The 26,540-nt window shown below is 71.6% G+C and carries 19 protein-coding genes; 11 read left to right on the forward strand and 8 right to left on the reverse strand.

Features of this window, described 5'->3' with window-relative positions:
* Nucleotides 1-338: 338 nt before the first annotated feature.
* The 8 genes from SMD11_RS09875 (at nucleotide 339) to SMD11_RS09910 (ending at nucleotide 10,874) form a co-directional block, all read left to right on the forward strand.
* Nucleotides 339-4,193, forward strand: a complete 3,855-nt coding sequence (locus SMD11_RS09875; RefSeq protein ID WP_199843837.1) for a nitrate- and nitrite sensing domain-containing protein — start codon at nucleotides 339-341, stop codon at nucleotides 4,191-4,193.
* A gap of 9 nt (nucleotides 4,194-4,202) precedes the next feature.
* Nucleotides 4,203-4,616 (forward strand): roadblock/LC7 domain-containing protein, encoded by a 414-nt coding sequence (locus tag SMD11_RS09880; protein WP_170116805.1) that lies wholly within the window; start codon nucleotides 4,203-4,205, stop codon nucleotides 4,614-4,616.
* A 104-nt stretch (nucleotides 4,617-4,720) separates the two neighbouring features.
* Nucleotides 4,721-5,128 (forward strand): DUF742 domain-containing protein, encoded by a 408-nt coding sequence (locus tag SMD11_RS09885; RefSeq protein ID WP_087926098.1) that lies wholly within the window; start codon nucleotides 4,721-4,723, stop codon nucleotides 5,126-5,128.
* Nucleotides 5,109-5,690: a GTP-binding protein gene (locus SMD11_RS09890; RefSeq protein WP_087926099.1), complete on the forward strand. Its 582-nt coding sequence runs from the start codon at nucleotides 5,109-5,111 to the stop codon at nucleotides 5,688-5,690. Before SMD11_RS09885 ends, SMD11_RS09890 begins: the two co-directional genes overlap by 20 nt.
* A gap of 328 nt (nucleotides 5,691-6,018) precedes the next feature.
* Nucleotides 6,019-9,264, forward strand: a complete 3,246-nt coding sequence (locus tag SMD11_RS09895; RefSeq protein WP_087926100.1) for a nitrate- and nitrite sensing domain-containing protein — start codon at nucleotides 6,019-6,021, stop codon at nucleotides 9,262-9,264.
* A 1-nt stretch (nucleotide 9,265) separates the two neighbouring features.
* A complete protein-coding gene (locus SMD11_RS09900) occupies nucleotides 9,266-9,688 on the forward strand; it encodes a roadblock/LC7 domain-containing protein (protein ID WP_087926101.1) in 423 nt (140 codons plus the stop codon).
* A gap of 84 nt (nucleotides 9,689-9,772) precedes the next feature.
* Nucleotides 9,773-10,312 carry a DUF742 domain-containing protein gene (locus tag SMD11_RS09905; RefSeq protein WP_087926102.1) on the forward strand — a complete coding sequence of 180 codons (540 nt, stop codon included), beginning with the start codon at nucleotides 9,773-9,775 and terminating at the stop codon, nucleotides 10,310-10,312.
* Nucleotides 10,293-10,874: a GTP-binding protein gene (locus SMD11_RS09910; RefSeq protein ID WP_087926103.1), complete on the forward strand. Its 582-nt coding sequence runs from the start codon at nucleotides 10,293-10,295 to the stop codon at nucleotides 10,872-10,874. Before SMD11_RS09905 ends, SMD11_RS09910 begins: the two co-directional genes overlap by 20 nt.
* Nucleotides 10,875-11,018: 144 nt before the next feature.
* Here SMD11_RS09910 and SMD11_RS09915 read toward each other — a convergent pair whose 3' ends face one another.
* From SMD11_RS09915 to SMD11_RS09925, 3 genes are all read right to left on the reverse strand, one after another.
* Nucleotides 11,019-11,216: an acyl-CoA carboxylase subunit epsilon gene (locus tag SMD11_RS09915; RefSeq protein ID WP_087926104.1), complete on the reverse strand. Its 198-nt coding sequence runs from the start codon at nucleotides 11,214-11,216 to the stop codon at nucleotides 11,019-11,021.
* 13 nt (nucleotides 11,217-11,229) lie between these two features.
* Nucleotides 11,230-12,813: an acyl-CoA carboxylase subunit beta gene (locus tag SMD11_RS09920; protein ID WP_087926105.1), complete on the reverse strand. Its 1,584-nt coding sequence runs from the start codon at nucleotides 12,811-12,813 to the stop codon at nucleotides 11,230-11,232.
* A gap of 219 nt (nucleotides 12,814-13,032) precedes the next feature.
* On the reverse strand, nucleotides 13,033-15,420 hold the full coding sequence (locus SMD11_RS09925) for a polysaccharide lyase 8 family protein (protein ID WP_234365977.1): 2,388 nt from the start codon (nucleotides 15,418-15,420) through the stop codon (nucleotides 13,033-13,035).
* Between the two features lie 367 nt (nucleotides 15,421-15,787).
* Between SMD11_RS09925 and SMD11_RS09930 the strand changes: the two genes are divergently transcribed.
* The gene (locus tag SMD11_RS09930; protein ID WP_087926107.1) at nucleotides 15,788-16,423 is read left to right on the forward strand and encodes a YceI family protein; all 636 of its coding nucleotides are present in this window, start codon (nucleotides 15,788-15,790) and stop codon (nucleotides 16,421-16,423) included.
* 12 nt (nucleotides 16,424-16,435) lie between these two features.
* Here SMD11_RS09930 and SMD11_RS09935 read toward each other — a convergent pair whose 3' ends face one another.
* The gene (locus SMD11_RS09935; protein WP_087926108.1) at nucleotides 16,436-17,995 is read right to left on the reverse strand and encodes an FAD-dependent monooxygenase; all 1,560 of its coding nucleotides are present in this window, start codon (nucleotides 17,993-17,995) and stop codon (nucleotides 16,436-16,438) included.
* Between the two features lie 107 nt (nucleotides 17,996-18,102).
* Here SMD11_RS09935 and SMD11_RS09940 point away from each other — a divergent pair, with 107 nt between their 5' ends.
* On the forward strand, nucleotides 18,103-18,735 hold the full coding sequence (locus SMD11_RS09940) for a TetR/AcrR family transcriptional regulator (protein WP_087926109.1): 633 nt from the start codon (nucleotides 18,103-18,105) through the stop codon (nucleotides 18,733-18,735).
* 126 nt (nucleotides 18,736-18,861) lie between these two features.
* Here SMD11_RS09940 and cimA read toward each other — a convergent pair whose 3' ends face one another.
* The 4 genes from cimA to SMD11_RS09960 form a co-directional block, all read right to left on the reverse strand.
* Entirely contained in the window at nucleotides 18,862-20,496 is a 1,635-nt protein-coding gene (gene cimA / locus SMD11_RS09945; protein ID WP_087926110.1) for a citramalate synthase, read from the reverse strand.
* A 328-nt stretch (nucleotides 20,497-20,824) separates the two neighbouring features.
* On the reverse strand, nucleotides 20,825-22,153 hold the full coding sequence (locus tag SMD11_RS09950) for an MFS transporter (protein WP_199844048.1): 1,329 nt from the start codon (nucleotides 22,151-22,153) through the stop codon (nucleotides 20,825-20,827).
* A 282-nt stretch (nucleotides 22,154-22,435) separates the two neighbouring features.
* Nucleotides 22,436-23,542 carry a branched-chain amino acid aminotransferase gene (locus SMD11_RS09955; protein WP_087926112.1) on the reverse strand — a complete coding sequence of 369 codons (1,107 nt, stop codon included), beginning with the start codon at nucleotides 23,540-23,542 and terminating at the stop codon, nucleotides 22,436-22,438.
* Nucleotides 23,543-23,733: 191 nt separating this feature from the next.
* On the reverse strand, nucleotides 23,734-24,774 hold the full coding sequence (locus tag SMD11_RS09960; RefSeq protein ID WP_087926113.1) for a 3-isopropylmalate dehydrogenase: 1,041 nt from the start codon (nucleotides 24,772-24,774) through the stop codon (nucleotides 23,734-23,736).
* Nucleotides 24,775-24,904: 130 nt separating this feature from the next.
* Between SMD11_RS09960 and SMD11_RS09965 the strand changes: the two genes are divergently transcribed.
* Nucleotides 24,905-26,521, forward strand: coding sequence for a purple acid phosphatase family protein (locus tag SMD11_RS09965; RefSeq protein WP_087926114.1), 1,617 nt, complete (start codon nucleotides 24,905-24,907; stop codon nucleotides 26,519-26,521).
* The last annotated feature ends 19 nt before the right edge of the window (nucleotides 26,522-26,540 follow it).

The raw sequence follows: 26,540 nt of genomic DNA on the forward strand, positions 1-26,540 counted from the left end.
AGCGGTCGGCCTCCGGGGCCCCGCGAATCGGACATCGCAGGACTGAATCAGATATTCCGCTCCTGATCATGAGGACTGGGACACCGGACCGACGACCGGCTTACCCAGGAGGTTCATCCACGTAAGTCCCATATAAGGGCTCCGGTCCTCTACGCCCAGTGACCACCCCCGGCACTGAGCGTCACCCCCTCCCCAGGGGTATGCACCGGCCTTGTTGGGAGATCCGGCACTGTGCTGGAATTCCACGGACCGCCAGGGGGCAACCGCGGTCCCCCCACGACTCGACACCGTCCCGCCGCTCAGCCGGTGGGACGCCTGGTCCAGAGGTTGCGACGCTAGTGCAGGGACGTTTCAAGAGGGATGGCAGCGCTGCGGCGGAGCCGGAGCCGCGCGGTGCGACCGACCGCGGCACGTCCGCCGACGCGCCGACCGGCGGCGAGTCCGCCGAACGGTCGAAGTCCAAGTCCAAGGTGAGCAGGACGAAAAGTCCTGGCGGGCCGGGTGCGCGAATAGCCCTGCGCAACTGGCGCATCTCCACGCGACTGGTCTCCCTGCTGGCACTGCCCGTCGTCGCGGCGACGACGCTGGGTGCCCTGCGTATCGACAGCTCGCTCGACAACATCGACCAGCTCGACCACATGAAGCTCCTCACGGAGATGACCGGTCGGGCCACCGCGCTCGCCAGCGCCCTCCAGGAGGAGCGCGACCGCTCGGCCGGTCCGCTGGCCGCCGGCTCCGGCGCCTCGGACGACCGTGTCGTGGCGACCCGGCAGAAGTCCGACCGGGAGATCAAGGCCTTCACCGAGGCCACGAAGGGCGTCAAGCCCACCGACACCACGATGGTCGGTGTGCAGACCACGCTCGTCGACATCTCCCGCCAGCTGCGGAAGATCGACGACGTCCGCAAGAACGCCTACAGGGACCGCGACTACATCGCGCAGACCGTCAACAACTACGACGGCCTCATCAACTCGCTGCTCTCGCTCTCGCAGGACATGGCCCAGGCCACCAGCAACAGCGAGATGATCACCAGCACCCGCGCGCTGGCCACGTTCTCCGCCGCCAAGGAGTACGCGTCCATCCAGCGCGCCGTGATCACCGCGGCCCTCGCCGCGAAGGGCGGCGCCCGGCTCTCCCCCAACGACAGCCAGTACGGCCAGGAGGCGCTGGGCGCGGAGGTCGAAGCGATCAAGCGCTTCACCGCCATCCGCTCCGGCGACGCCAAGCAGCTGCTGCTCTCGCTCAACGGCGGCATCTCCGACATCACCGCGGCGAACACCTTCGCCGACCGTGTCTTCACCAAGTCCGACGGTCTCAAGAACGACGCGCCGTCGTGGATGGACTGGTCCGACCAGTCGACCGTCAAGCTCAACGAGATGTCGAAGATCGAGCAGACCCTGCTCAGCCAGATGGACCAGAAGGCCCGCGAGCTGCGTGACGAGGCGCAGCAGGAAGCGATCCTCAACGGTGTCCTGATCATCCTGGTCCTCGGCATCTCCCTCATCGGCGCCTTCGTCGTGGCCCGCTCCATGGTGCGCTCGCTGCACCGCCTCCAGCGGACCGCCCAGCGCGTCGCCCAGGAACGCCTGCCCGAGCTCGTCAAGCAGCTGTCCGAGACCGACCCGCAGGACGTCGACACCACGGTCGAGTCCGTCGGTGTGCACAGCCGTGACGAGATCGGCAAGGTGGCCGCGGCCTTCGACGACGTGCACCGCGAGGCGGTCCGCCTCGCCGCCGAGCAGGCGTTGCTGCGAGGCAACGTCAACGCGATGTTCACCAACCTCTCGCGCCGCAGCCAGGGCCTCATCCAGCGCCAGCTCTCGCTCATCTCCGAGCTCGAGAGCCGCGAGGCCGACCCCGACCAGCTCTCCTCGCTCTTCCGTCTCGACCACCTCGCGACCCGCATGCGCCGTAACGGCGAGAACCTCCTCGTCCTCGCGGGCGAGGAGCCCGGTCGCCGGTGGACCCGCCCCGTGCCGCTCGTCGACGTGCTCCGCGCCGCCGCGTCCGAGGTGGAACAGTACGAGCGCATCGAGCTGTCCGGCGTGCCGCCGACAGAGGTCGCCGGCCGCGTGGTCAACGACCTCGTGCACCTCCTCGCCGAGCTGCTGGAGAACGCGACCTCGTTCTCCTCCCCCCAGACCAAGGTCAAGGTCACCGGCCACGCGCTGCCCGACGGGCGGGTGCTGGTCGAGATCCACGACACCGGTATCGGCCTCTCGCCGGAGGACCTCGCGGCGATCAACGAACGGCTCGCGAGCCCGCCGACCGTGGACGTCTCGGTCTCGCGCCGCATGGGCCTCTTCGTGGTCGGCCGCCTGTCCCTGCGACACGGCATCCGCATCCAGCTCCGCCCGTCCGACTCGGGCGGTACGACCGCGCTCGTCATGCTTCCGGTCGACGTCGCCCAGGGCGGCAAGCGGCCGATGCCCGGTGCGGCGGGCGCGCCCGCGATGGGCGGCTCGGCGCCGCAGGGCGGTATGCCCGGTGCCGGCATGTCCAGCGGTATGCCCGGCGCCATGCCGTCCGGCCCGGCCGGCGGCCCCGGTCTCATGGGCGGCGGCTCCACGCCGCGCCGTCCGGCGGCGCCCGCCTCCGGTCCGCGCCCCGCGCTGCCCGGCCGCCCGGGCATGACCGAGGCCGGTCTGCCGACGCGTCCGGCCAAGGGCTCCCGGCCCGAGCCGGGCACGGGTTCCGGCGGCAGCCTCTTCGACGCGCCGCCGCGCGGTGCCGCGGACGCCAAGGGCGCCCCGGGTGCCGACGGCCGTCCCTCGCTGCCGACGCGCGGCGCCGGCGGTCCGGCCGCCGTGCCGCCGCCGTCCGAGGGCGTCCGCCGCCCGAAGATGCCCAAGCGCCGTGGCAACGGCCCCGCCTCCGAGATGGCCGGCCGCCCGGCCGCGAGCTGGGGCAACCAGCAGCCTCCGGCGGCCCCGAAGGCTCCGGCCGACGACTGGCCGGCGGCCGACCCGGCGCCGCGCGCCGCGCAGGACACCCCGCGCGGTCACGAGGACCCCGAGACCACCGGCGGCTTCGCCCGGCCGGCCGAGGCGCCGCGGGGCGGTGGCGACACCGCCCAGTTCCCCGCGCTCCCGGCCTCGTCCGAGCCCGAGCCGCGCGGCAGCACGTCCGGCGAGTACGCCCGCCCGGACGGCCCCGGCAGCACCGGCCAGTTCGAGCTGCCCGGCGGCTCGACGGGTCAGTTCGCGCGCCCCGACGGTCCGGGCGACACCGGCCAGTTCGGACAGCCGAACAGCACCACGGGCCAGTTCACCCGCCCCGACGGCCCCGGCGACACCGGCCAGTTCGCGCAGCCCAACAGCACCACGGGCCAGTTCGCCCGCCCGGACGGCCCCGGCGACACGGGTCAGTTCGCGCAGCCCGACGCCGCCGAGACGACCGGCCGCTTCGCCCTCCCGAGCGGCGACACCGGTCAGTTCGCCCGGCCGGACGGCCCGGGTGACACGGGTCAGTTCGCACGCCCCGACGGCCCGGGTGACACCGGCCAGTTCGCGCGGCCGGCGGCCCCGCAGGCCCCGGCCGACGACTGGCCGACGGCCGACGCCGCCCCGCGCGAGCCGCGTCAGACCCGCACCGGCACCGGCCGGTTCGCGCTGCCGGAGAGCGGCTCGGGCCACGACGCCCCGAACGGCCGGCACGGTGAGCAGGCTCCGGCCCAGCTGCCGTCGGCCGGCGCCGGCGACGGGCGGACGCCGCTCTTCGACGAGATGGAGTCCCACTGGTTCCGGGGCGCGGCGGGCGAAGGCCAGGCCGCGGCTCCGGAGCAGTCGGCCGGCATGCCGCAGCGGCTGCCGCGCCGGGAGTCCCGCCAGCCCCTGGGTAACATCCAGGCCCCGCAGACCCCCGAGGCCGCCCCGGCCCCGCAGGGCGCGCAGGACACCTGGCGCGACACCACCAATGACGAGCGCTGGCGCCGGGCCGAGCAGGTCCGGGAGCCGGCGGCAGGCGGTACCACCCCGTCCGGTCTGCCGCGGCGGGTGCCGCGTGCGAACCTGGTCGACGGCACCGCCGAGCAGCAGCAGTCCACCCCGGTCGGTCCGCAGGTCTCGCGCGCGCCCGACGACGTACGCGGTCGCCTGACCAACCTGCGCCGGGGTATCCAGCAGGGACGCCAGGCCGGCAACACCTCGACCGGTAATCACAACCTTGGTCCCACTTACCAGCAGGAGCGTTAGTTGAGTCCGATGAGCCAGGCGGCGCAGAATCTGAACTGGTTGATCACCAACTTCGTGGCGAACACCCCGGGGGTGTCCCACACCGTGGTGGTCTCCGCCGACGGACTTCTTCTGGCGATGTCCGAAGGCTTTCCGCGGGACCGTGCCGACCAGCTGGCGGCGGTCGCCTCCGGCCTGACCTCGCTGACGGCCGGTGCCTCCCGGATCTTCGAGGGCGGCGCCGTCAACCAGACCGTGGTGGAGATGGAGCGCGGCTTCCTCTTCATCATGTCCGTCTCCGACGGATCCTCGCTGGCCGTGCTGGCGCACCCCGAGTGCGACATCGGCCTCGTGGGCTACGAGATGGCCCTCCTGGTCGACCGGGCGGGCACCGTGCTGACGCCCGATCTCCGCGCCGAGCTCCAGGGCAGCCTGCTGAACTGACCGATGTATCCCGCTGATCCCGTCCGACCGTACGGCCGAAAACCCCCCACCGGCCCGCGCTCGACGGCATTATTGCCAGTCCTGCTGTCCCGTCCGGAGGATTCATGACCCCGCCCGCCTCGCCCGGCCCGTACGGCGCCTCTCATCACGCGCCGTACGGGAGTGAAGGCGAAGAGCCGCTGATCCGCCCCTACGCCATGACGGGTGGCCGCACCCGGCCCCGCTACCAGCTCGCCATCGAGGCGCTGGTCAGCTCCACGGCCGACCCGGCCCACCTGGCGGGGCTGCTCCCCGAGCACCAGCGGATCTGCCACCTGTGCCGGGAGGTCAAGTCGGTCGCGGAGGTCTCTGCGCTGCTGAACATGCCGCTGGGCGTGGCGCGCATCCTCGTCGCGGACCTGGCGGAGGCCGGCATGGTGGCCATCCACCAGCCGGGTGGCGGCGGAGAGTCCGGCGGGACGCCGGATGTGACACTGCTCGAAAGGGTGCTCAGTGGACTTCGGAACCTCTAGCGGAGGCGTGGGCCGTTCCACCACGTCCGCGAAGATCGTGGTGGCCGGCGGCTTCGGCGTCGGCAAGACCACGTTCGTGGGCGCGGTCTCGGAGATCAGCCCGCTGCGTACCGAGGCCGTGATGACGTCCGCGTCGGCCGGGATCGATGATCTGAGCCATGTCCAGGACAAGACCACGACCACCGTGGCGATGGATTTCGGCCGTATCACTCTCGACGACGATCTGATCCTGTATCTGTTCGGTACGCCCGGTCAGGACCGTTTCTGGTTCATGTGGGACGACCTGGTGCGCGGCGCCATCGGCGCCGTCGTGCTCGTGGACACCCGCAGACTCGCGGACTGCTTCCCGGCCGTCGACTACTTCGAGAACAGCGGCCTGCCCTTCGTCATCGCCCTCAACGGCTTCAACGGGCAGCAGCCCTACGGGCCGGAGGAGGTGCGCGAGGCGCTCCAGATCGGACCGGACACGCCGATCATCACGACGGACGCCCGGCACCGCAATGAGACCAAGAGCGCGCTGATCACGCTTGTGGAGCACGCTCTGATGGCCCGACTGAAATAACGTTGCGCACACCACCCAGGCATGACAAATGGGTTGTGGCATTGGCCACGGCACGGCACATGCTTCATAACGTTTCGACAGAGAATCGGCCGGACGCGACCACTCGGTGCGTTCGGCCGACTTCACTGTGCGCACATTTGCCCCGGCATTTGGCGCCGCTCGCTCTTAATGCCCGTTTTATGTCGGGCAAATCGCTTCGCCCGGCCGTCATGTCCAGTGTTTGGAATGCACACGGCTGACGTGCTGGAATTCCAGGAACTGAGCAGTAACGGCTCAGCCGAAAAACGGCACACAACGCAGGTGCCGACGCCGAGAGGTTGTTGGTCGAGTGACGCGCAGAAAGACGGGCGCCGCACAGCAGGCGCGGGACGAACGGGGCAACTTCACCCCGCCGTCGCGCACAGCGGTGCCGCCTTCCGACGTCCCCGAAACTCCCGCACCGCCCGCCGGCCGCGGTGGACGGCTCTCGCCGCGCAACTGGCGGGTGCCCGTCCGGCTGAACGCGATCCTGATGATCCCGGTGCTCGTGGCGCTGGTCTTCGGCGGTCTCGACGTGAAGAGCTCCGTCGACACCTGGACCGAGGCGAAGGACGCCGCGAACACCGCGCGGCTGGTCCGTGCCGCGGCCACCTACGCGCACGCCGTCATCGACGAGCGCGACATCATCGCCGAGCCGATGCTGAAGGGTGAGCGCGAGAACGCCACGATCAAGAAGGCGCAGGGCGCGACGGACGCCGCCCGCGAGGAGTTCGACAACGCCGTCAAGCAGGCCCCGGACACCCTGAGCCTGCGCCGCCGCGTCAAGCTCTTCCGCGAGGCCGAGCAGACGCTGCCCAAGCTGCGCAAGATCGCCTACACCTCCGACCTGGGCGGAGTGAAGACCGAGGACGGCTACGGCGCCATCCAGCGTCCGCTCATGGCGTTCGCCAACGAGCTGGGCCTGGGCACCGGCAGCAACTCCTACGGCCGTATGGTCTACGCGATCGAGCTGGCCAAGGCCGCCGAGTCGCTCCAGCGGTCCATCGGCACCCACCTGCTGGTCAAGCCCGGCGCCTCGGCGTCCAAGACCAACCCGGCCGCCGGTGCGGCCGGCTCGGCGGGCTCCGCCGAGGCCGCGACCGGCTCGGAGCACGAGGTGCAGGTCACCGCGTTCTCCTCCTACAACTTCCTGGAGTACATCGCCCGCGGCGAGTACGACGCCGCCGGTGGCGAGGACGACATCAGCCGGCTCAACGACATCATGGCCACGAAGGCCAAGATCTCCGAGCAGGACAAGATGTTCGCCGCGATCTCCTCGGGCAAGACGCCCAAGCAGCTCGCGGAGGCGGGTGTCACCCCGGACGCGTGGTTCACCGCCGCGACGGCGAAGTTCGACGCCTACCGCGAGGTCGAGAAGGAGCTCGCCGACAAGGCCGTGGACGAGGCCGAGCTGATCTCCTCCAACGCCCAGCGCGACGCCATCCTGCACTCCTCCATCATGATCGTCGCCCTGCTCATCGCGTTCTTCGTGGCCGGGATGATGGCGCGCTCGATGAGCCGCAACATGCGCCACCTGCGACGCGCGGCGTTCGATGTCGCCGAGCAGCGGCTGCCGGCCCTGGTCGACCAGCTCTCGCGCACCGACCCCGGCCGTGTCGACACCCGCATCCAGCCCATTCCGATCACCACCCGGGACGAGATCGGCGAGGTCGCCCGCGCCTTCGACCAGGTCCACCGGGAAGCGGTCCGGCTGGCCGCCGAGCAGGCACTGCTGCGAGGCAACGTCAACGCGATCTTCACCAACCTCTCGCGCCGCAACCAGTCCCTGATCGAGGGCCAGCTGACCCTGATCACGGAGCTGGAGGAGCACGAGGCCGACCCGGACCAGCTGGAGAACCTCTTCCGCCTGGATCACCTGGCCACCCGTATGCGCCGCAACGGCGAGAACCTCCTGGTCCTCGCCGGCGAGGAGCCGGGCCGCCGCTGGGACCAGCCGGTCCCGCTGGTCGACGTGCTGCGCGCCGCCTCCTCCGAGGTGGAGGCCTACGAGCGCATCGAGCTGTCCGGCGTCCCGGACGCCGAGATCCACGGCCTGGCCGTGACCGACCTCGTGCACCTGCTCGCCGAGCTGCTGGAGAACGCGACCACGTTCTCCTCCCCGCACACCAAGGTCCGGGTGACCGCGACCCGGCTGCCCGACGGCCGCGTCATGGTCGAGATCCACGACAAGGGCATCGGCCTCACCGCCGAGGACTTCGCGGACATCAACCACCGCCTGGCCAACCCGCCGAGCGTGGACGTCGCGATCGCGCAGCGCATGGGCCTCTTCGTGGTCGGCCGGCTGGCCACCCGGCACGGCATCCGCGTCCAGCTCCGCCCGTCGGGCGAGCAGGCCGGCACCACCTCGCTGGTCATGCTGCCGGACGCGATCACGCACGGTGGCGGTGGCGAGGACGAGCTGTCCGGCGACGACTTCACGGTCTCCCGGATGGTGCCCGAGCAGCAGACCGCCCCGGTGAGCCGGCAGCGCACCGCCGCCGAGCTCGGCTTCGACGACTCCCGCTACGAGGCCGGCCAGGAGGCGCCCTCCGGTGCCCCCTCGCTGGACCCGGTCGGCCGTTCGCGGCTCCGTGAGGAGCGGCGCGCCGCTCTGGAGGCGCAGCAGCAGGCCGCCGACAACCGTCCGCTGTTCCGGGACGAGGTCCCGCAGCAGCAGTCGTACGACCAGCAGTCCTTCGGCCAGCAGTACGAGCAGCCCCAGCAGGCGCAGCCGTACGAGCAGCGGCCCGACCAGGACACCGGCCAGCACGCGCAGCAGCACACCGGCCAGCACGCGGTTCCGCAGGCCGACCCGCAGGGCTACGACCAGGGTTACGACCGGTCCCACCACCAGCAGCACGGCTATCCGGACGCGGGTTATCCGGAACAGGGTTACGCGGAGGCCGGTTACCCGGAGGCGCAGCAGCCCTTCGGCGGCCCCGAGACCCCGGCGCAGCAGGCCGGCTGGCAGGACTCCGGTCCGTACCAGGACGCCGGCCGGCAGGGTTACGGAGCGGATTCGGAATCCCTGCCGCCCGCTGACACGGCGCAGCCCGAGCGCGTAGAGTTCGACCGTCCGGGCCCCGCTTCGAGCGGCTCCCACTCGCTGACCGGGGCCGGTCTGCCGCGCCGCGCGAAGCAGTGGCAGGAGCCCGAGTCAGTCGAGGAGGCCACGGGGGCCGGTGTACCGGAGCCGCCCCAGCAGGACGTCCCACAGCAGCCCCAGGAGGGTGAACAGCCCGACTGGCGATCGACGAACGACGAGCGCTGGCACCGTGCCGAGCAGCTCCGTGAGCCGAAAGCCGGCGGCATCACCTCCTCCGGTCTGCCTCGCCGAGTGCCCAAGGCCAATCTGGTCGAGGGCAAGGCAGCGCAGACCCCCCAGGACGGGCCCCAGATCTCCCGTGCCCCGGAGGACGTACGCGGCAGGCTGAGCAATCTCCGCCGCGGTGTCCAGCAGGGGCGCAGCGCGGGTAACGACACCACCGCGCACGAGCAGCATGAGCAACACGGCCAGGGCTTCGGCCCCGGCGGTACCTACGATCAGGAGCGTTAGTGTGAGCCCGATGAGCCAGGCGGCGCAGAACCTGAACTGGTTGATCACCAGCTTCGTGGAGAACACCCCCGGGGTGTCCCACACCGTCGTGGTCTCCGCCGACGGACTTCTTCTGGCGATGTCCGAAGGGTTCCCGCGGGACCGTGCCGACCAGCTGGCGGCGGTCGCCTCCGGCCTGACCTCGCTGACGGCCGGTGCCTCCCGGATCTTCGAGGGCGGCGCCGTCAACCAGACCGTGGTGGAGATGGAGCGCGGCTTCCTCTTCATCATGTCCGTCTCCGACGGATCCTCGCTGGCCGTGCTGGCGCACCCCGAGTGCGACATCGGCCTCGTGGGCTACGAGATGGCCCTCCTGGTCGACCGGGCGGGCAGTGTGCTGACGCCCGATCTCCGTGCCGAACTGCAGGGGAGCCTTCTCAACTAATAAAGAGGCAGTGCGTTTCGCGCCACCGCGCCATAGGGTGCGGTGGCGCGACCAGCAGCAGACAGGCAAGTCGGAGGAGGAGACGTGGCAACGCCCCCAGGCGGTTACCCGTACGGAAATGACCAGCAGGCTCAACCCCCGTTGAACCGCTTCAACTTCCCCTCCGCGCCAAGCCACCAAGCGCCCGCGGGACCTCCGCGGCAGCCTCATGCCCCGGCGCAGCCGCCCCAGCAGCACCGGCGCGCCTCGGGCTCCCCCTCGGGGGGCAAGTCCGGGGGCAAGCACAATCCGCTGGTCCGCCCGTACGCCATGACGGGTGGCCGGACCAGGCCGCGGTACCAGCTCGCCATCGAGGCACTGGTGCACACCACGGCACAGCAGTCCCAGCTTCAAGGGCAGTTGCCTGAACACCAGCGCATCTGCCATCTGTGCCGTGAGATCAAGTCGGTCGCCGAGATCTCGGCACTTCTCTCCATTCCCCTCGGCGTCGCCCGAATCCTCGTCGCCGACTTGGCGGAGGCCGGGCTCGTCGCCATCCATCAGCCCGGCGGCGACGAGTCCGCCGGCGGCCAGCCTGACGTGACACTGCTCGAAAGGGTGCTCAGTGGACTTCGGAACCTCTAGCGGCGAGGCGGTCCGCTCCACCACCTCCGCGAAGATCGTGGTGGCGGGTGGATTCGGCGTGGGCAAGACCACGTTCGTCGGCGCGGTCTCGGAGATCAACCCGCTGCGCACCGAAGCCGTGATGACTTCCGCGTCGGCCGGGATCGACGACCTCACCCACGCGCCGGACAAGACCACGACGACCGTGGCGATGGACTTCGGCCGTATCACCCTGGACCAGGACCTGATCCTGTACCTCTTCGGTACGCCGGGTCAGGACCGTTTCTGGTTCATGTGGGACGACCTGGTGCGCGGCGCCATCGGCGCCGTCGTGCTCGTGGACACCCGCAGACTCGCGGACTGCTTCCCGGCCGTCGACTACTTCGAGAACAGCGGCCTGCCCTTCGTCATCGCCCTCAACGGCTTCGACGGCCACCAGCCGTACACGCCGGACGAGGTCCGTGAGGCGCTCCAAATCGGCCCGGACGCACCGATCATCATCACGGACGCCCGGCACCGGAACGAGGCGAAGAGCGCGCTGATCACGCTGGTCGAGCATGCCCTCATGGCGCGCCTGCGGTGAGCCGTCGGCCGCGCCGACGCAAAAAGGTCCCCACACTCACGAGGAGTGCGGGGACCTTCTGCGTAGCCGGGTGGTGGCGCCTCGGCCGGAGGTGACCCCGGCGGGGCCCGGTGGGCCCCGGTGCGGGTCGCGGACCGGCGGTGCTCAGCCCTGCCAGCTGTGCGGCGCCCGGAAGCCGGAGCTGCGCTCCAGGCGGCGCCAGCCGGCGGCGGTGCGGCGCGGGCGGGCCGGGGCCGAGTGGTGGCCGACGGCGGCGGCGCGGGCCAGGAGGACGGCCGTCACGGCCGCCACTTCCTCGGCGTCGGCGGTGCCCTTCTCTACGCGTACGAGCGTGTTGTCCATTGCGGGTACTCCCTTACTGGGGCGGATTGCCGTGCTTGCGGGAGGGCAGGTCGGCGTGCTTGGTGGCAAGCATCGCCAGCGACTTGATCAGCACCGACCGGGTCTCGACCGGGTCGATCACGTCGTCGACCAGACCGCGCTCGGCGGCGTAGTACGGGTGCATCAGCTCGGCCTTGTACTCCTTGACCATCCGCGCCCGCATCGCCTCGGGGTCGTCCGCCTCGGCGATCTGCTTGCGGAAGATCACGTTGGCCGCGCCCTCGGCGCCCATGACGGCGATCTCGTTGGTCGGCCAGGCGTAGGTGAGGTCGGCACCGATGGACTGGGAGTCCATGACGATGTAGGCGCCGCCGTAGGCCTTGCGCAGGATGACCGAGATCCGGGGCACGGTGGCGTTGCAGTAGGCGTAGAGCAGCTTGGCGCCGTGCCGGATGATCCCACCGTGCTCCTGGTCGACGCCCGGGAGGAAGCCCGGTACGTCCAGAAGGGTGATGATCGGGATGTTGAAGGCATCGCACATCTGGATGAATCGGGCGGCCTTCTCGCTGGCCTCGATGTCCAGGACCCCGGCGAGGGACTGCGGCTGGTTGGCGATGATGCCGACCACCTGGCCGTCCAGCCGGGACAGCGCGCAGATGATGTTGGTGGCCCAGCGCTCGTGGACCTCCAGGTAGTCGCCGTCGTCGACGAGCTCCTCGATGACCTTGCGCATGTCGTACGGGCGGTTGCCGTCGGCGGGCACCAGGTCGAGGAGGGCCTCGCCGGTCCGGTCGGCCGGGTCCTCGCTCGCCACGCGGGGCGGGTTCTCCCGGTTGTTCTGCGGGAGCAGCGAGAGGAGATAGCGGACCTCTTCGAGGCAGGTCTCCTCGTCGTCGTACGCGAAGTGCGCGACGCCCGAGGTCTCGGCGTGCACATCGGCGCCGCCGAGGCCGTTCTGGCTGATCTCCTCACCGGTGACGGCGCGGACGACGTCGGGGCCGGTGATGAACATCTGGGAGGTCTCGCGGACCATGAAGACGAAGTCGGTCAGCGCCGGGCTGTAGGCCGCGCCACCCGCGCAGGGGCCGAGCATCACGGAGATCTGCGGGATGACACCCGAGGCCTTGGTGTTGCGCTGGAAGATACCGCCGTAACCGGCGAGCGCCGAGACGCCCTCCTGGATACGGGCGCCGGCACCGTCGTTCAGGGAGACCAGCGGCGCCCCGGCCGAGATGGCCATGTCCATGATCTTGTGGATCTTGGTGGCGTGGGCCTCGCCCAGCGCGCCGCCGAAGATCCGGAAGTCATGGGCGTAGACGAACACGGTCCGGCCGTGGACCGTGCCCCAGCCGGTGATCACACCGTCGGTGTAGGGCTTCTTGCTCTCCAGGCCGAACCCCGTGGCACGGTGCCGGCGGAGCGGCTCCACCTCGGAGAAGGAACCCTCGTCCAGGAGCAGGTCGATCCGCTCCCGGGCCGTCAGCTTCCCCTTGGCCTTCTGGGCCTGGGTCGCCCGCTCGCTCGGACCCCGCCGAACCTGCTCGCGGATGGCGTGCAGCTCGGCGACGCGCCCACGGACGTCACTCGCCTCTACGGGCGCACCTTCGAGATTGCTCATGCATAGACGGTACGTGGCCGGGGGGCCCGAACCTCATGTCGGTTCCATACAACGTCATGTGCGATTTGGTGGGCAGGCGGAACAGAACTACACAGGCGCCTCCCCCTACGCCACCCCCGATCGGGGGTGGCCGCTGTCCACACCCCACAAAACTCTTCAGTAGGAGCCGTAGGCTGCGCAGCTTGACGCGCCTCCGCGCGCCCGGCGGCTCCGCAGCCGTCACCCCTGGTCGCCCAGGGTCACCGTGCAGCGATGCGTCGCGCACGCCGTACCCGGGGTGACGCGCAGCCGCAGGGCCGCGCCTGTGGACAGCACCCGCACCGAGGGGTCTTGTGCGATCACCCGGCGCACTGGCCGGGACCAGACGATCTCCAGGGGTACGCCGGTGCGTGGGGGCTCACCCAGGCAGAGCGTGGCCGTGCGCCCGCGCGCCCGGACGAGCACGGCGACCGGGGCGGTCACGGCGAGCGCGCCCACGGCCCCGGGGGCCCAGAAGGCGGCGGCGGTGAGGCCGAGCGAGGGCAGGGCGACGGCCTGCCGGTCCCGGGTGTTGCCGAGGATCCTGAGCCAGCCCGGGTCCGCGGCCCGGGCGGCGAGGGCGCGCGGCCCGGCGCCGGGCATCAGGAGGTAGGCGTACGAGGCGTCGACGGGGTCGGTGCCGTGCGGGTGCCGGAGGGTGATGTAGCGGCGGGTGAGCGGATCGGGGGCGCCGCCGGCGTTGATGTCCCGCCAGGCTCCGGTGCGGGCCTCGCGCAGGGCCTCCAGGGGCGCGCCGCCGGGGAAGACGTAGCCGCCGTGTCCTTCGAGGTGGGCCCAGTGGGCGCGGGGGAAGGAGCGCGACCAGCCGGTGTCGCGCGGCTGGGCCTCCCCGTCCACGGTGAGCAGGGGCGCCCCGCGCTCGCCGAGGTTGCGGTTGTCCACGACCGTCTCCACGGGGGTGCCGTCGCGGGCGGTGATGCCCGCGCCCAGGCAGACGACCGTATCGGCCACGCAGAACCAGGACTTGCGGGCCTCCAGCGTGGACGACAGCCCCTTGAGGTGCTGCCCGACGACCGCGAACTCGCCGTCGGTCACCCCGCCGACCCAGCGCACGGCGGGTTTGGGCATGCCCCAGCCGCCGCCTTCGTTGTCGGCGAGCCGCTTGGCGGAGACGGTGGTCCCGGGCATCCGGTAGGGGTCGACGGTGGGCCAGAAGGCGTCGCCGTACTGGTCCGTGGTGGCCGGCGGTCCCCACCAGCTGAGCATGCCGGCGCCGGTGTGCCAGCCGCGGGGGTTCTCGCCGTTGCCGTTCTCGTAGTAGGTGATGCGGTCTGAGGCCATGGCGATCGACGCGGTCCAGCCGGGGCGGCGGTGCACGGCGCGGTCCATGGCGGCGAACAGGCGGTGGCCCAGCGGCTCGGGCGCGGCGAGGCCGGGGGCGTCGAGGACGGCGGCGAGGCGCGCGAGGTCGGCGGTGCCGAACTGCGGGTCGGCGCGCAGCGAGCAGGTGGTGTCGCGCGCGGCCCAGCCCTTGATCATGGCGTGCCAGCGGGCCCGCTCGGCGGCGCTCGCGCTGTCGCCGAGCAGGGCGACGGCGGCGATGACGGCGCGCCCCCGCTGGTGGTCGCTCTGCGCGAGCCGGCGCGGATCGGTGCTCTGCGCACCGCGGCTGACGGCGCGCCCGGAGACGCTGTCCATCATCAGGCCGTCGTGGATCAGGGGTGCGTAGGCGTGCTCCACGCTGTCGTGGATGACCTGCCGGGCGGGGTCGGTGACCTCCCAGGGGGAGCCGCGCAGCAGGGCGAACAGCCGCCCGAGCCCGTCGAGCAGCACCTGGCCGTACGTACCGGAGTAGGCGACCCAGGTGTGCTGGACGAACGAGCCGTCGGCGTAGAGGCCGTCGCCCTTCGTCACATGGGGGAAGACGGGTGACAGGGCGTCACGGGCGAGGGCGGTCCGCGCGGGGTCGGTGCCGAGGATGCCGCGCAGGGCCACCACGCGGCAGAGGTCGACGCGGTTGGCACCGGTGCTCGTGCCGCTGTAGTCGGCGAGGACCGTGTCGGGGACGAAGTGGCCGACGGCGGCGAGGGACTCGGCCCGGCGGCCGGGGCCGGCCTCGTCGTGGAGCAGGGTGAGGGTGTCCAGGAGCAGCCGGGGGCTGCCGATCTGCCACTCCCACCAATTGCCGTAGCGGGTGGTGCCGGGGTGGTAGACGTGCTCGTGGAGGTGGTCGATCCCGGCGAGGACGTCCGCGGCGAGGCCGCCGTCCCCGGTGAGGCCGGTACCGGGCTGGACGTAGGCCTGGGCCATGGTGTGCAGCCGGGAGTAGCTGCGGGTGATCCCGGAGGGCGGGTCGAAGGGGGCGTCGGGCCAGAGGGAGGCGGGCGCGGGTCGCATGCTGCCGCGGTGGGCGCGGGCGAGGTCGCCGGTGCGGCGCAGGACCGAGGCGTAGGGCTCGGCGGAGCTGTCGAAGCCGTCTCCGAGCATGAGCGCGCGCCACCGCCGCCGGAGGACGGCGAAGTCGTCCGGGGTGGCGGCGCGCGCGGGCCGGGCGCGGGCGAGGCCGAGCGGGCCGGCGGCGGAGGCGGCGAGAAATCCACGGCGGGTCCAGGCCGGGGCAGACGGCACGGCGAAGCCTTCCCTGGTGGGCGGAGGTGCGACGGCGTACGGGGCGCGGGCGCGGGGAACCGGTGCGGGAGGCACCGTCGCACGGCCGCGACACGGCCGCAATGGCCGTGACGCGTGTGTCGCGATCCGGTTCCTCCGGTTCCCCCGGTTACCCGGGCCGGGCTCCCGCGGCGCCGCGGGAGACCTTGCGCATCCCCTCGCGAGACCCCTCACGAGCCTCTTCGCGAGTGCCGCCGCGCGCACCGCCACGGAGCCCTTCCCGAGCCGTCCCACGACCCACCCTCCCAGATGTTGAAACTTGAACCAGATCGCGCTACCGTCGTTCTCGTTGAACATTCAACGACATCGATTCCCCCAAGGAGCAGTCATGGGTCTCTTCACCCGCAAGCGCGCCGCCGCCACCGCCGCACCGGCCGGCACCCCGACCGGCACGGCCGCCCCCGTCGACCCGGCGCTCGCCGCGCTGACCGGCGACTACACCATCGACCCGGCGCACAGCAGCATCGGCTTCACCGTCCGCCACGCCATGGTCACCAACGTCAAGGGCTCCTTCGCCGAGCACGAGGGCAGCCTCCGCCTCGACGGCTCCGACCCCGCCCGCTCCACCGCCTCCCTGGACGTCAGGATCGAGAGCGTGGACACCGGCATCAAGGACCGCGACGCCCACCTGCGCGGCGAGGACTTCTTCGACGCCGCCCGCTTCCCCCTGATGACCTTCCGCTCCACCTCCGCCGAGCAGCTCGGCGGCGACCGCTACCGCGTCACCGGCGACCTCACCATCAAGGACGTCACCCGCCCGCTCGCCATCGACCTGGAGTTCAACGGCTCGGCCACCGACGTCTACGGCAACGAGCGCGTCGGCTTCGAGGGCGGTGCCGAGATCCTGCGCTCCGACTGGGGCCTGACCTGGAACGCGGCCCTGGAGACCGGCGGCGTGATGGTCAGCGACAAGGTGAAGCTCACCTTCGACATCTCCGCCGTCAAGTCCGCCCCCCAGGCCTGACCCCGTGCGGTGTCAGCGGCCGAGGCGCCCGAGACGGTCCACGACCTCGGCGCCCCGGTCCGCCGCCGCGCTCATCGCGATGTGGTTGTCCGGCCGTATCAGCACCAGGCCGCTCCGCCCGGTCTCCCCTCCGTACGCCGCGCGGGCGTGCCCCTCGGAATCCACCAGCTCCAGATGGCCGGCACCGGCCGCCGCCGCGCCGGCCACGTCCGCCGCTCCCCCGCGCCCGTCGACGAGGCAGGTGCGCACCAGGTCCCCGCACGCCCGCGACACCTCCGCCAGGGCGGCCGCACTGTCGGCCCCGAAGCCCAGCAGGGTGAAGTGCGGGCCCGAGAAGACCTCGAAGAGCCGGACCGGCCGCCCCGTCCCCGCCTCGGTACAGGGAGCGTCGGGAGCCCGCTCGCCCGCCGTCTTCCCGCCCCAGGCCAGTGAGGACCAGCCGTAGCCGACGCCCAGGGTGGTGATGTCGTCGGTGACGACCGCCTCCGTGCCGACGCCCGCCGTCATGACGCCCTCGCGCACCGCCCGCAGCCGCTCGTCGGTCAGCTTCAGCGTCCACGCGGCGACCGGCAGCCGCTCCTCCTCATAGGTGGCCAGCAGACCGGGGCCCGCCACGCCCCGCGCGACGAGCGCGAGCTTCCAGCCCAGGTTGAAGGCGTCCTGGATCCCGGTGTTCATCCCCAGGCCGCCGGCTATCGAGTGGACGTGCGCCGCGTCGCCGGCGAGGAAGACCCTGCCCACCCGGAACCGGTCGGCCATCCGGACGTTGATGCGGTAGCTCGACAGCCAGGTGGGGTTCGCGGGCCGCATCCCCGGGACCCGCACATGCCGGTCGAAGAGCCGCTGGAAGGACGCGAGCGAGGGCTCGGCCAGGCGCCCCTCGGCGTCCCGCTCGGCCGCGCCCTGCAACTGCCAGTGCCGGCTGCCCCGGAAGGGGCAGAGCATCACGGCGCCGTCCTCGTCGAACCACTGGTGCCAGAAGCCCGGGTCGAGGCCGTCGACCTCCACGTCCCCGATGACCATGCACTCCTCGGCCTCGGTCGCCCCTTCGAAGCCGACACCGAGCGCCTTGCGCACCGGGCTGTGGCCGCCGTCGCAGCCGACCAGATAGCCGGCCTCGACGCGCCGGCCGTCGGCCAGCGTCGCCGTCACCCCCCGCTCGTCCTGGGTGAACCCCGTCATCTCGCAGCCCGGCTCGACCTCCACGCCGTACGAGGCGAGCCGGCCGCGGAGGATCTCCTCGGTGCGCCACTGCGGGATGACCAGCCCGCTCGCGTACGGAGCGTCGGGCGTGGGGGCGCGGTCCCCGAACGCCACGTGGTCGGCGACCGCCACGCCGTCGCGGTATTTGCGCAGCACGATGTGCTCGATCCCCGACTCCGCGGCCTCCTCCGCGACGCCCAGGTCCGCCAGCAGCTCCAGGCTGCGCTGATTGAGCCCCTTGCCCCGCGAGGCCCGGTGGAACTCCGGGGATTTGTCGATGATCCGGACCGGCACTCCGGCCCGGGCGAGCACGCATCCGAGGGTGAGCCCGGTCGGCCCGGCGCCCACGATCAGCACTGAGGTGGTCATGCGGTTGTCCCTCCGTCGTTCGGTTCCTCCATGAAAGACCGGCGGAGCAGAAAACGCAACCGAGTAACAAAAGATTCCGAGTAACGACCACCTGATAGGGTGAGGGCGTGAACGAGGAGACGGGACTGCGGGAGCGCAAGAAGCAGCGCACCCGGGAGCTGTTGTCCAGGACCGCCATCGAGCTCTTCCTGGAGCGCGGCTTCGACCGGGTGTCGGTCGCCGAGGTGGCGGCGGCGGCGGAGGTGTCGAAGCCGACGCTCTTCCGCTACTTCCCCGCCAAGGAGGACCTGGTCCTGCACGGCATCGCCGACCACCAGGGCGAGGCGGCGCGCGTCGTGCGCGGCCGGGCCCCCGGCGAGCGGGCCCTGGCAGCGCTGCGCGCCCATTTCCACGAGCGGCTCGACGCGCACGACCCGATCACGGGTCTGTGCGACGTCCCGGCCGTGCTGGCCTACCGGGACCTTCTGTACGGCACGCCCAGCCTGCTGGCGCGACTGACGCTCTACGCGCTGGAGGACGAGCGGGAGCTGGCGGCCGCCCTGGGAGAGGTGGGCGCGGACGGGATGACGGCGCGGCTGGGGGCGGCGCAGATCATCACCGTGCACCAGGTGCTGGCCCGGGGGAACTGGGAGCGGCTGGCCGGCGGCGCCTCCGCGGCGGAGGTTCTGGGCGACGCGCACGCGGACGCGGACCGGGCGTACGAGCTGCTCGGGGACGGGCTGGGGGCGCGGGGGCTCTGACCTTGCCCCCGGCGGATTGTCCCCAGCCCCGCCCCTTCCCGGAACCGGGGGCTCCGCCGCCGGACCCCCGGTCCTCGAACTCCCCCGGCTACCGCCGGGAGGTGCCCCCGGACGGGCTGCCGGCGCTCACTCCTGCGGTTCCACCCCCGCCCGCCGCAGCCCGTACGCGTACGCGTCGTCCAGCGCCTGCCACGACGCCGCGATGACGTTCTCCGCCACACCCACCGTCGACCACTCGTTCCGTCCGTCGCTCGTCGACACCAGGACCCTCGTGATCGAGCCGGTGCCCAGCCTGCCCTCCAGGATGCGGACCTTGTAGTCGACCAGTTCCAGCTCGGCCAGCTGCGGGTAGATGCGCTCCAGCGCCACCCGCAGCGCGCGGTCCAGCGCGTTGACCGGGCCGTTCCCCTCCGCCGTGGCGACGATCCGCTCGCCCTTGGCCCAGAGCTTCACCGTCGCCTCGTTGGCGTGGGTGCCGTCCGGGCGGTCCTCGACGATCGCGCGCCAGGACTCCACCCGGTAGTAGCGGCGGGCCCGCCCCTCGACCTCCTGGCGCAGCAGCAGTTCGAAGGAGGCGTCCGCCGCCTCGTACGTATAGCCCGCGAGCTCGCGCTCCTTGACCCGCTCGACGACCCGGCCGACCAGTTCGCGGTCGTCGCCCAGCTCGACGCCCAGCTCCTTGCCCTTGAGCTCGATGGACGCGCGGCCCGCCATGTCCGACACGAGCATCCGCATGGTGTTGCCGACCCGCTCGGGGTCGATGTGCTGGTAGAGGTCCGGGTCGACCTTGATCGCGGAGGCGTGCAGCCCGGCCTTGTGGGCGAAGGCGGAGACTCCCACGTACGGCTGATGGGTGGAGGGCGTGAGGTTGACGACCTCGGCGATCGCGTGCGAGATCCGGGTCATCTCCGCGAGCGCGCCCGCGGGCAGCACCGTACGGCCGTACTTCAGCTCCAGGGCGGCGACCACCGGGAACAGGTTGGCGTTGCCGACCCGTTCGCCGTAGCCGTTGGCCGTGCACTGCACATGGGTGGCGCCGCCGTCCACGGCGGCCAGGGTGTTGGCCACCGCGCAGCCCGTGTCGTCCTGCGCGTGGATGCCCAGTCGGGCGCCGGTGCCGTCGAGAACGGCCCGGACCACGGCTTCGACCTGGGCCGGGAGCATCCCGCCGTTGGTGTCGCAGAGGACGACGACATCGGCGCCGGCCTCGTGCGCGGCGCGGACGACCCGCAGCGCGTAGCCGGGGTTGGCGCGGTAGCCGTCGAAGAAGTGCTCGCAGTCGACGAAGACCCGGCGGCCCCGCTCCCGCAGGTACGCGACGGTGTCGCGGACCATCGCGAGGTTCTCGTCCAGCGTGGTGCGGAGGGCGAGTTCGACGTGCCGGTCGTGGGACTTGGCGACCAGGGTGATCACCGGGGCCCCGGAGTCGAGCAGGGCGGCGACCTGCGGATCGTCCTCGGCGCGTACGCCCGCCTTGCGGGTGGCGCCGAACGCGACGAGCTGTGCGTGCCGGAAGTCGATCTCCTCGGCGGCGCGCTGGAAGAACTCGGTGTCACGGGGGTTGGCGCCGGGCCAGCCCCCCTCGATGAAGCCGACGCCGAAGTCGTCCAGGTGCCGGGCGATGGTCAGCTTGTCCGCGACGGTGAGGTTGATGCCCTCGCGCTGCGCGCCGTCGCGCAGCGTCGTGTCGAACACATGGAAGCTGTCGTCCACGTGACGGCCTCCATCGGGCCGAGGGCTGTCGTCGGTTGCGTCCGTCATGCTGCTCTGACTCCTGTCGGGATCTCGGTCTACCGGAATGACCGGCTCCACCATCCCCTGATGGTCCCGCATGCGCTCCGCCCCCGGCTGAAGGTGGGCCGGGAAACGAAAAGACCTCTCGCGGGTGCGAGAGGTCTGCGCGCGGGTCTGGGACGACGGCGACCGCGACGTACGGGTGGTACGAGGCGGTCACTGCGGACCGGCGCGCCTGCTGCCAATAATCATGGCGAACGAGAGCACGGGCGCCATCCTGGCAGGGATTCCGTTTTCGCGCGGGCGGGTCTCACGATGCGGGCACCCGCACCGTGGGACCCGCCGTCCCGTGCGGTCAGCCGGACGGCGCGGGCGCGGACGGGTTCACCGGCGAACCGGTGTCCGCCGGAGCGGTCTCCGACGCCGGGCCGGCCTGGCCCTCCGGTCCGCCCGGCCCCTCCTCCCCCACCCTCTTCAGGTCGATGTCGCGCGTCTCCCGCATCGTCAGATAGACGACCAGCGACACCGCCGCGCAACCCGCCACGTACCAGGAGAAGCCGGACTCCATGCCGCTGTTCTTGAACCACAGCGCCACGTACTCCGCCGTGCCGCCGAAGAGGGCGTTGGCGATCGCGTACGGCAGGGCGACGCCCAGCGACCGCACGCCCGTGGGGAACAGTTCGGCCTTCACGCACGCGTTGATCGACGTGTAGCCCGTGATGACGACCAGCGCGACCAGGGACAGGCCCAGCGCCGGCCAGAAGGACCCGGCGTGCTTGAGCAGCGACATGATCGGCACGGTCAGGAAGGTGGCGCCCACCGCGAAGGTGATCAGCAGCGGCCGGCGGCCGATCCGGTCCGACAGCGCGCCGGCCAGCGGCTGGAGGCAGGCGAAGACCAGCAGGGCGCAGAAGCTGACGAGGGTGGCGGTCTGCTTGGGCAGGCCCACGCTGTTGGAGAGGTACTTCGTCAGATAGGTGGTGTACGTGTAGTACGCGAGGGTGCCGCCCATGGTCAGCGCGATCACCAGGAACGCCTCGCGCTTGTGCCGCAGCAGCGCCCGCATCGTGCCGCGTTCCCGCTCCGGGGTGTCGTCGGCCGCGTCGTACACCTCCGTCTCCAGCATGTTGCGCCGCAGGTAGAAGATGACGGCCGCGCCGAGCGCGCCCACGACGAAGGGGATGCGCCAGCCCCAGCTGTGCAGTTCGCCGCTGGTGAGCGTGCGCTGGAGGATGATCTGGATGCCCAGGCCGAGGATCTGGCCCGCGGTCATGGACACGTACTGGAAGCTGGAGGCGAAGCCGCGCCGGCCGGGCGCGGACGCCTCGGTGAGGTAGGTGGCGCTGGCCGCGTACTCACCGCCGACGGACAGGCCCTGGAGCAGCCGGGCGACGAGCAGGACGGCGACGCCGCCGTAGCCCGCGACCGCGTAGGTGGGGGCGACGGCGATCAGGACGGCGGACGCGGACATCAGGGTGACGGTCAGCGTGAGCGCGGCCTTCCGCCCGCGGCGGTCGCCGACCCGGCCCAGCAGCCAGCCGCCGACCGGCCGCATGAAGAAGCCGACGGCGAAGATGCCGGCGGTGTTCATGAGCTTGGCGGTGTCGTTCCCCTCGGGGAAGAAGGACCCCGCGAAATAGGTGGCGAAACTGGCGTAGACGAACCAGTCGAACCACTCGACCATGTTGCCGGCCGAGCCGACCCAGATCTTCTTCCAGTGCCGCGCGTCCGGCGCCTCGTCCCGCGCCCGTGTCTGTTCCTGTCCCATGAACGATCACGGTGGCGGACGGAGCCGGGTTGGGAAAGGGTCCGGGCAGCAACGATCACGCGTACTTGCGTGCGTTGCGTTCATGGCGCACGCACGCGAGTACGCGTGAGTCGGTACGGACGGAAGATGTGGAAGGTACGGAAAGAAAGCCCCTTGCCCAGGGAGAGCCCAGAGGCAGCCCAGGGGCCGGCCCGGGGATCAGCCCAGGGGGTGCATCCAGCCGTGGGTGTCCTCGGCGGCACCGGTCTGGATGTCGAGCAGCGCCTTGCGGAGCTTCATCGTGACCTCGCCCGGGGTCCCGTCGCCCTGCGTCCAGTCGGCGCCCGCCGACTTGACCGAGCCGACCGGGGTGATGACCGCGGCCGTACCGCAGGCGAAGACCTCGGTGAGCGTGCCGTTCTCGGTGTCGCGCTTCCAGTCGGCGGTGGAGATGCGGCCCTCCGCGGACTCGTAACCGAGGTCCTTGGCGACCGTGAGCAGCGAGTCACGGGTGATGCCGGCGAGGAGGGAGCCGGTGAGCTCGGGGGTGACGATCACGGGCTTCTCATTGGCCTCGGACCCGTACACGAAGTACAGGTTCATGCCGCCCATCTCCTCGACCCACTTGTGCTCCAGGGCGTCCAGCCAGACGACCTGGTCGCAGCCCTTCTCGGCCGCCTCGGCCTGGGCCAGCAGGGAGGCCGCGTAATTGCCGCCGGTCTTGGCGAAGCCCATGCCGCCGGGGACGGCGCGGACGTAGTTCTCGGACAGCCAGACGGAGACCGGCTTCACGCCGCCGGAGAAGTAGGCGCCGGCGGGCGAGGCGATCACGATGAAGAGGTATTCGTTGGCCGGCTTGACGCCCAGGCCGACCTCCGTGGCGATCATGAAGGGACGCAGGTAAAGGGACGCCTCGCCGCCGTGCGCCGGCACCCACGCCTTGTCCTGCTGGACGAGCGCGTCGCACGCGGCGATGAAGGTCTCGACCGGCAGCTCGGGCATGGCCAGGCGGCGGGCGGACTTCTGGAAGCGCTCGGCGTTGGCCTCGGGGCGGAAGGTGGCGACCGAGCCGTCGGGGCCGCGGTAGGCCTTCAGACCCTCGAAGATCTCCTGCGCGTAGTGCAGGGTCATGTTCGCCGGGTCGATCGACAGGGGCGCGTACGGAACGAGCTGGGCGTCGTGCCAGCCGCGGCCCTCGGTCCACTTGATGGTGACCATGTGGTCGGTGAAGTGGCGGCCGAAACCGGGGTCGGCGAGGATCTGCTCGCGCTCTGCGTCGGACAGCGGGTGCGCGGAGGGCTTGAGCTCGATCGTGGGCGTCGTCATGGATGCGTGTCCTTCACATTTGTGTGTGGCGGACCGCGCTCACTCCGTCCAGGTGGCTCCAGGACGTCCGAGCTTCCTCTCATGCCGCGGCCCCACGTTCGATTATCGCTCGCGTGGGGCCGGGTACGGAAACGTGTGCGCGGCCCGGGGTCGATGGTCGCACCCAACCGCGCGCTAGCACAGCGGCTGGGCTAGCCGGTTACTCGCCCCGCCAGGGCGTCGCCGACCTGGTCCGTCGTCCTCGGCGAGCCGTCGCGGGCGGCGAGGTCCGCCTCGACGGCGGCCTCGATCCGGGCCGCCTCCGGCTCGTGTCCGAGGTGGCGGAGGAGCAGCGCGACGGAGAGGACGGTGGCCGTCGGGTCGGCCTTCCCGGTGCCCGCGATGTCCGGGGCGGAGCCGTGCACCGGCTCGAACATCGAGGGGAAGGCCCCGGCGGGGTTGATGTTGCCGGAGGCGGCGAGGCCGATGCCGCCGGTGACGGCGGCCGCGAGGTCGGTGAGGATGTCGCCGAAGAGGTTGTCGGTGACGATCACGTCGAAGCGCTCGGGCTGGGTGACGAAGAAGATCGTCGCGGCGTCGACGTGCAGATAGTCGGTGGTGACCTCGGGGTACTCACGGCCGACACGGTCGAAGATGTTCTTCCACAGGTGGCCCGCGTGGACGAGGACGTTGTTCTTGTGGACGAGGGTCAGCTTCTTGCGCGGGCGGGCCTGGGCGCGCTCGTAGGCGTCGCGCACCACGCGCTCCACGCCGTACGCGGTGTTGAGGCTGACCTCGGTGGCGACCTCGGCCGGGGTCCCGGTGCGCAGGCTGCCGCCGTTGCCCACGTACGGGCCCTCGGTGCCCTCCCGGACGACGACGAAGTCGATCTCGGGGCGGCCGGCGAGCGGGGTGGCCGTGCCGGGGAAGAGCCGCGAGGGGCGCAGGTTCACATAGTGGTCGAAGGCGAAGCGCAGCTTGAGCAGCAGCCCTCGCTCCAGGACGCCGGAGGGCACGGAGGGGTCGCCGATCGCGCCGAGGAGGATCGCGTCGTGGTCCTTGAGGGACGCGAGCTCGGCGTCCGGCAGGGTCTCACCGGTGGCGTGCCAGCGGCGGGCACCCAGGTCGTACTCCCGGGTCTCCAGCTTGACGTCCGAAGGGAGGGCGGCCGCGAGGACCTTGAGGCCCTGGGCCACGACCTCAGGGCCGATACCGTCACCGGGGATCACTGCGAGGCGAATGCTGCGAGACATACGCGGACCGTACTCTCCTGTCCCGCTGGTTGACACACTCCGTCCACCATGCGGACGCATTGCGATCCGGAAAGGTCATGTTCACCCGAACTCCATGCCGGAGCCGTCGGTTCCTGACACGTTCTGCCGCATGGACACACCACGGGTAGGCATCCCGGAGCACCTCGCGAGCCGTATGACCATGCCGGAGCAGCACGAGTACCTCCGCGCGCGGCTGACCCGGCGGGGCGCGCTCCGCGCCGGGGCGGTGGCGGCGGGGGCCGTCGCGGGCACGGGCCTGCTGGGCGGCGCCCCCGACGCGTACGCCCGGCAGCACGCCCCCGTCGTGAACGGCGCGCTCACCTCGCCCGGCCTGCTGACCCGGCCCGCCACCGGCCGGGTGGACGGCAGGCACGTCGCGCCCTTCGGCCGGCACCTCGCCTTCGGTGCCGACCCGCGGACCCGGATGCGGATCTCCTGGCAGGTGCCGTCCGCCGTCCGGAAGCCGTTCGTCCGGGTGGGGGCCGAGCCCTGGGACCTCGGACAGCGGATCGAGGCCGAGGTGCGGGACCTGCACACGCCGGCCCTGTCCGGGAAGCTACCGGCCGTCGACCAGGTCTATCTGCACGCCGCCCTGGACAACCTCCGTCCCGGCCGGACGTACTACTACGGCGTCGGCCACGACGGCCACGACCCGGCCGACCCGCGCCACTTCCGGACCATCGGCACCTTCCGCACCGCCCCGGCGCGCGCGGAGAAGTTCACCTTCACGGCCTTCGGCGACCAGGGCGTCAGCTATCACGCACTCGCCAACGACCAGCTGATCCTGGGCCAGAACCCGGCCTTCCACCTGCACGCCGGCGACATCTGCTACGCGGACGACAGCGGCGCCGGAAAGCCGGCGGACGTCTACGACGCGCGGGTGTGGGACCAGTTCCTCGCCCAGACCGAGTCGGTGGCCGGGTCCGTCCCCTGGATGGTGACCACGGGCAACCACGACATGGAGGCCTGGTACTCGCCCAACGGCTACGGCGGGCAGAGCGCCCGCTGGACGCTGCCGGCCAACGGCGTCGACCCGCGGACCGCGCCCGGCGTCTATTCCTTCGTCTACGGCAACACCGGCGTCGTCGCGCTCGACGCCAACGACATCTCGTACGAGATCACGGCCAACACCGGCTACACCGGCGGCCGGCAGACCCGCTGGCTCGACCGGCGCCTCGGCGAGCTGCGCGGGTGCCGGGACATCGACTTCCTCGTGGGCTTCTTCCACCACTGCGCCTTCTCCACGACGAAGGCGCACGCCTCGGACGGCGCCGTGCGCGAACAGTGGCTGCCGCTGTTCGAGAAGCACCAGGTCGATCTGGTCATCAACGGCCACAACCACGTCTACGAACGGACCGACGCGATCCGGGGCGGGCGGGTCACCAAGGCGGTGCCCCTCGGGACGACCGTCGACTCCCCGCGCGACGGCATCGTGTACGTCACCGCCGGGGGCGCCGGGAAGTCGCTGTACGACTTCCCCGTGCCGGACAGCTACGAGGGCCACGTCAAGGACCTGGACGGCGTCGCCAGTTACTCCTGGGGCAAGGGCGGGGTGAAGCGGCCGGAGACGGTGGAGTGGTCGCGGGTGCGCTACACCGGCTACTCCTTCCTCGTGGTCGAGGTGGAACCGGCCGCTCCGGGCGGCCGGCCACGGCTGCGGGTGACGGCCCTGGCGGAGAACGGCGAGCGGATCGACCACTTCGACATCGTCCGGCCGGGGCGCTGAACCCGGCCGGACGACGCGC

Origin of the sequence: Streptomyces albireticuli (assembly GCF_002192455.1) — a bacterium.
Taxonomy (GTDB): domain Bacteria; phylum Actinomycetota; class Actinomycetes; order Streptomycetales; family Streptomycetaceae; genus Streptomyces; species Streptomyces albireticuli_B.

What these genes read in the sequence shown, in the direction of transcription:
- SMD11_RS09880 (WP_170116805.1), top strand. Translation starts at nt 4,203, where the DNA reads ATGAGCCAGGCGGCGCAGAATCTGAACTGGTTGATCACCAACTTCGTG.
- SMD11_RS09885 (WP_087926098.1), top strand. Translation starts at nt 4,721, where the DNA reads ATGACCCCGCCCGCCTCGCCCGGCCCGTACGGCGCCTCTCATCACGCG.
- SMD11_RS09915 (WP_087926104.1), bottom strand. Translation starts at nt 11,216, where the DNA reads ATGGACAACACGCTCGTACGCGTAGAGAAGGGCACCGCCGACGCCGAG.
- SMD11_RS09920 (WP_087926105.1), bottom strand. Translation starts at nt 12,813, where the DNA reads ATGAGCAATCTCGAAGGTGCGCCCGTAGAGGCGAGTGACGTCCGTGGG.
- SMD11_RS09930 (WP_087926107.1), top strand. Translation starts at nt 15,788, where the DNA reads ATGGGTCTCTTCACCCGCAAGCGCGCCGCCGCCACCGCCGCACCGGCC.
- SMD11_RS09935 (WP_087926108.1), bottom strand. Translation starts at nt 17,995, where the DNA reads ATGACCACCTCAGTGCTGATCGTGGGCGCCGGGCCGACCGGGCTCACC.
- cimA (WP_087926110.1), bottom strand. Translation starts at nt 20,496, where the DNA reads ATGACGGACGCAACCGACGACAGCCCTCGGCCCGATGGAGGCCGTCAC.
- SMD11_RS09950 (WP_199844048.1), bottom strand. Translation starts at nt 22,153, where the DNA reads ATGGTCGAGTGGTTCGACTGGTTCGTCTACGCCAGTTTCGCCACCTAT.
- SMD11_RS09955 (WP_087926112.1), bottom strand. Translation starts at nt 23,542, where the DNA reads ATGACGACGCCCACGATCGAGCTCAAGCCCTCCGCGCACCCGCTGTCC.
- SMD11_RS09960 (WP_087926113.1), bottom strand. Translation starts at nt 24,774, where the DNA reads ATGTCTCGCAGCATTCGCCTCGCAGTGATCCCCGGTGACGGTATCGGC.
- SMD11_RS09965 (WP_087926114.1), top strand. Translation starts at nt 24,905, where the DNA reads ATGGACACACCACGGGTAGGCATCCCGGAGCACCTCGCGAGCCGTATG.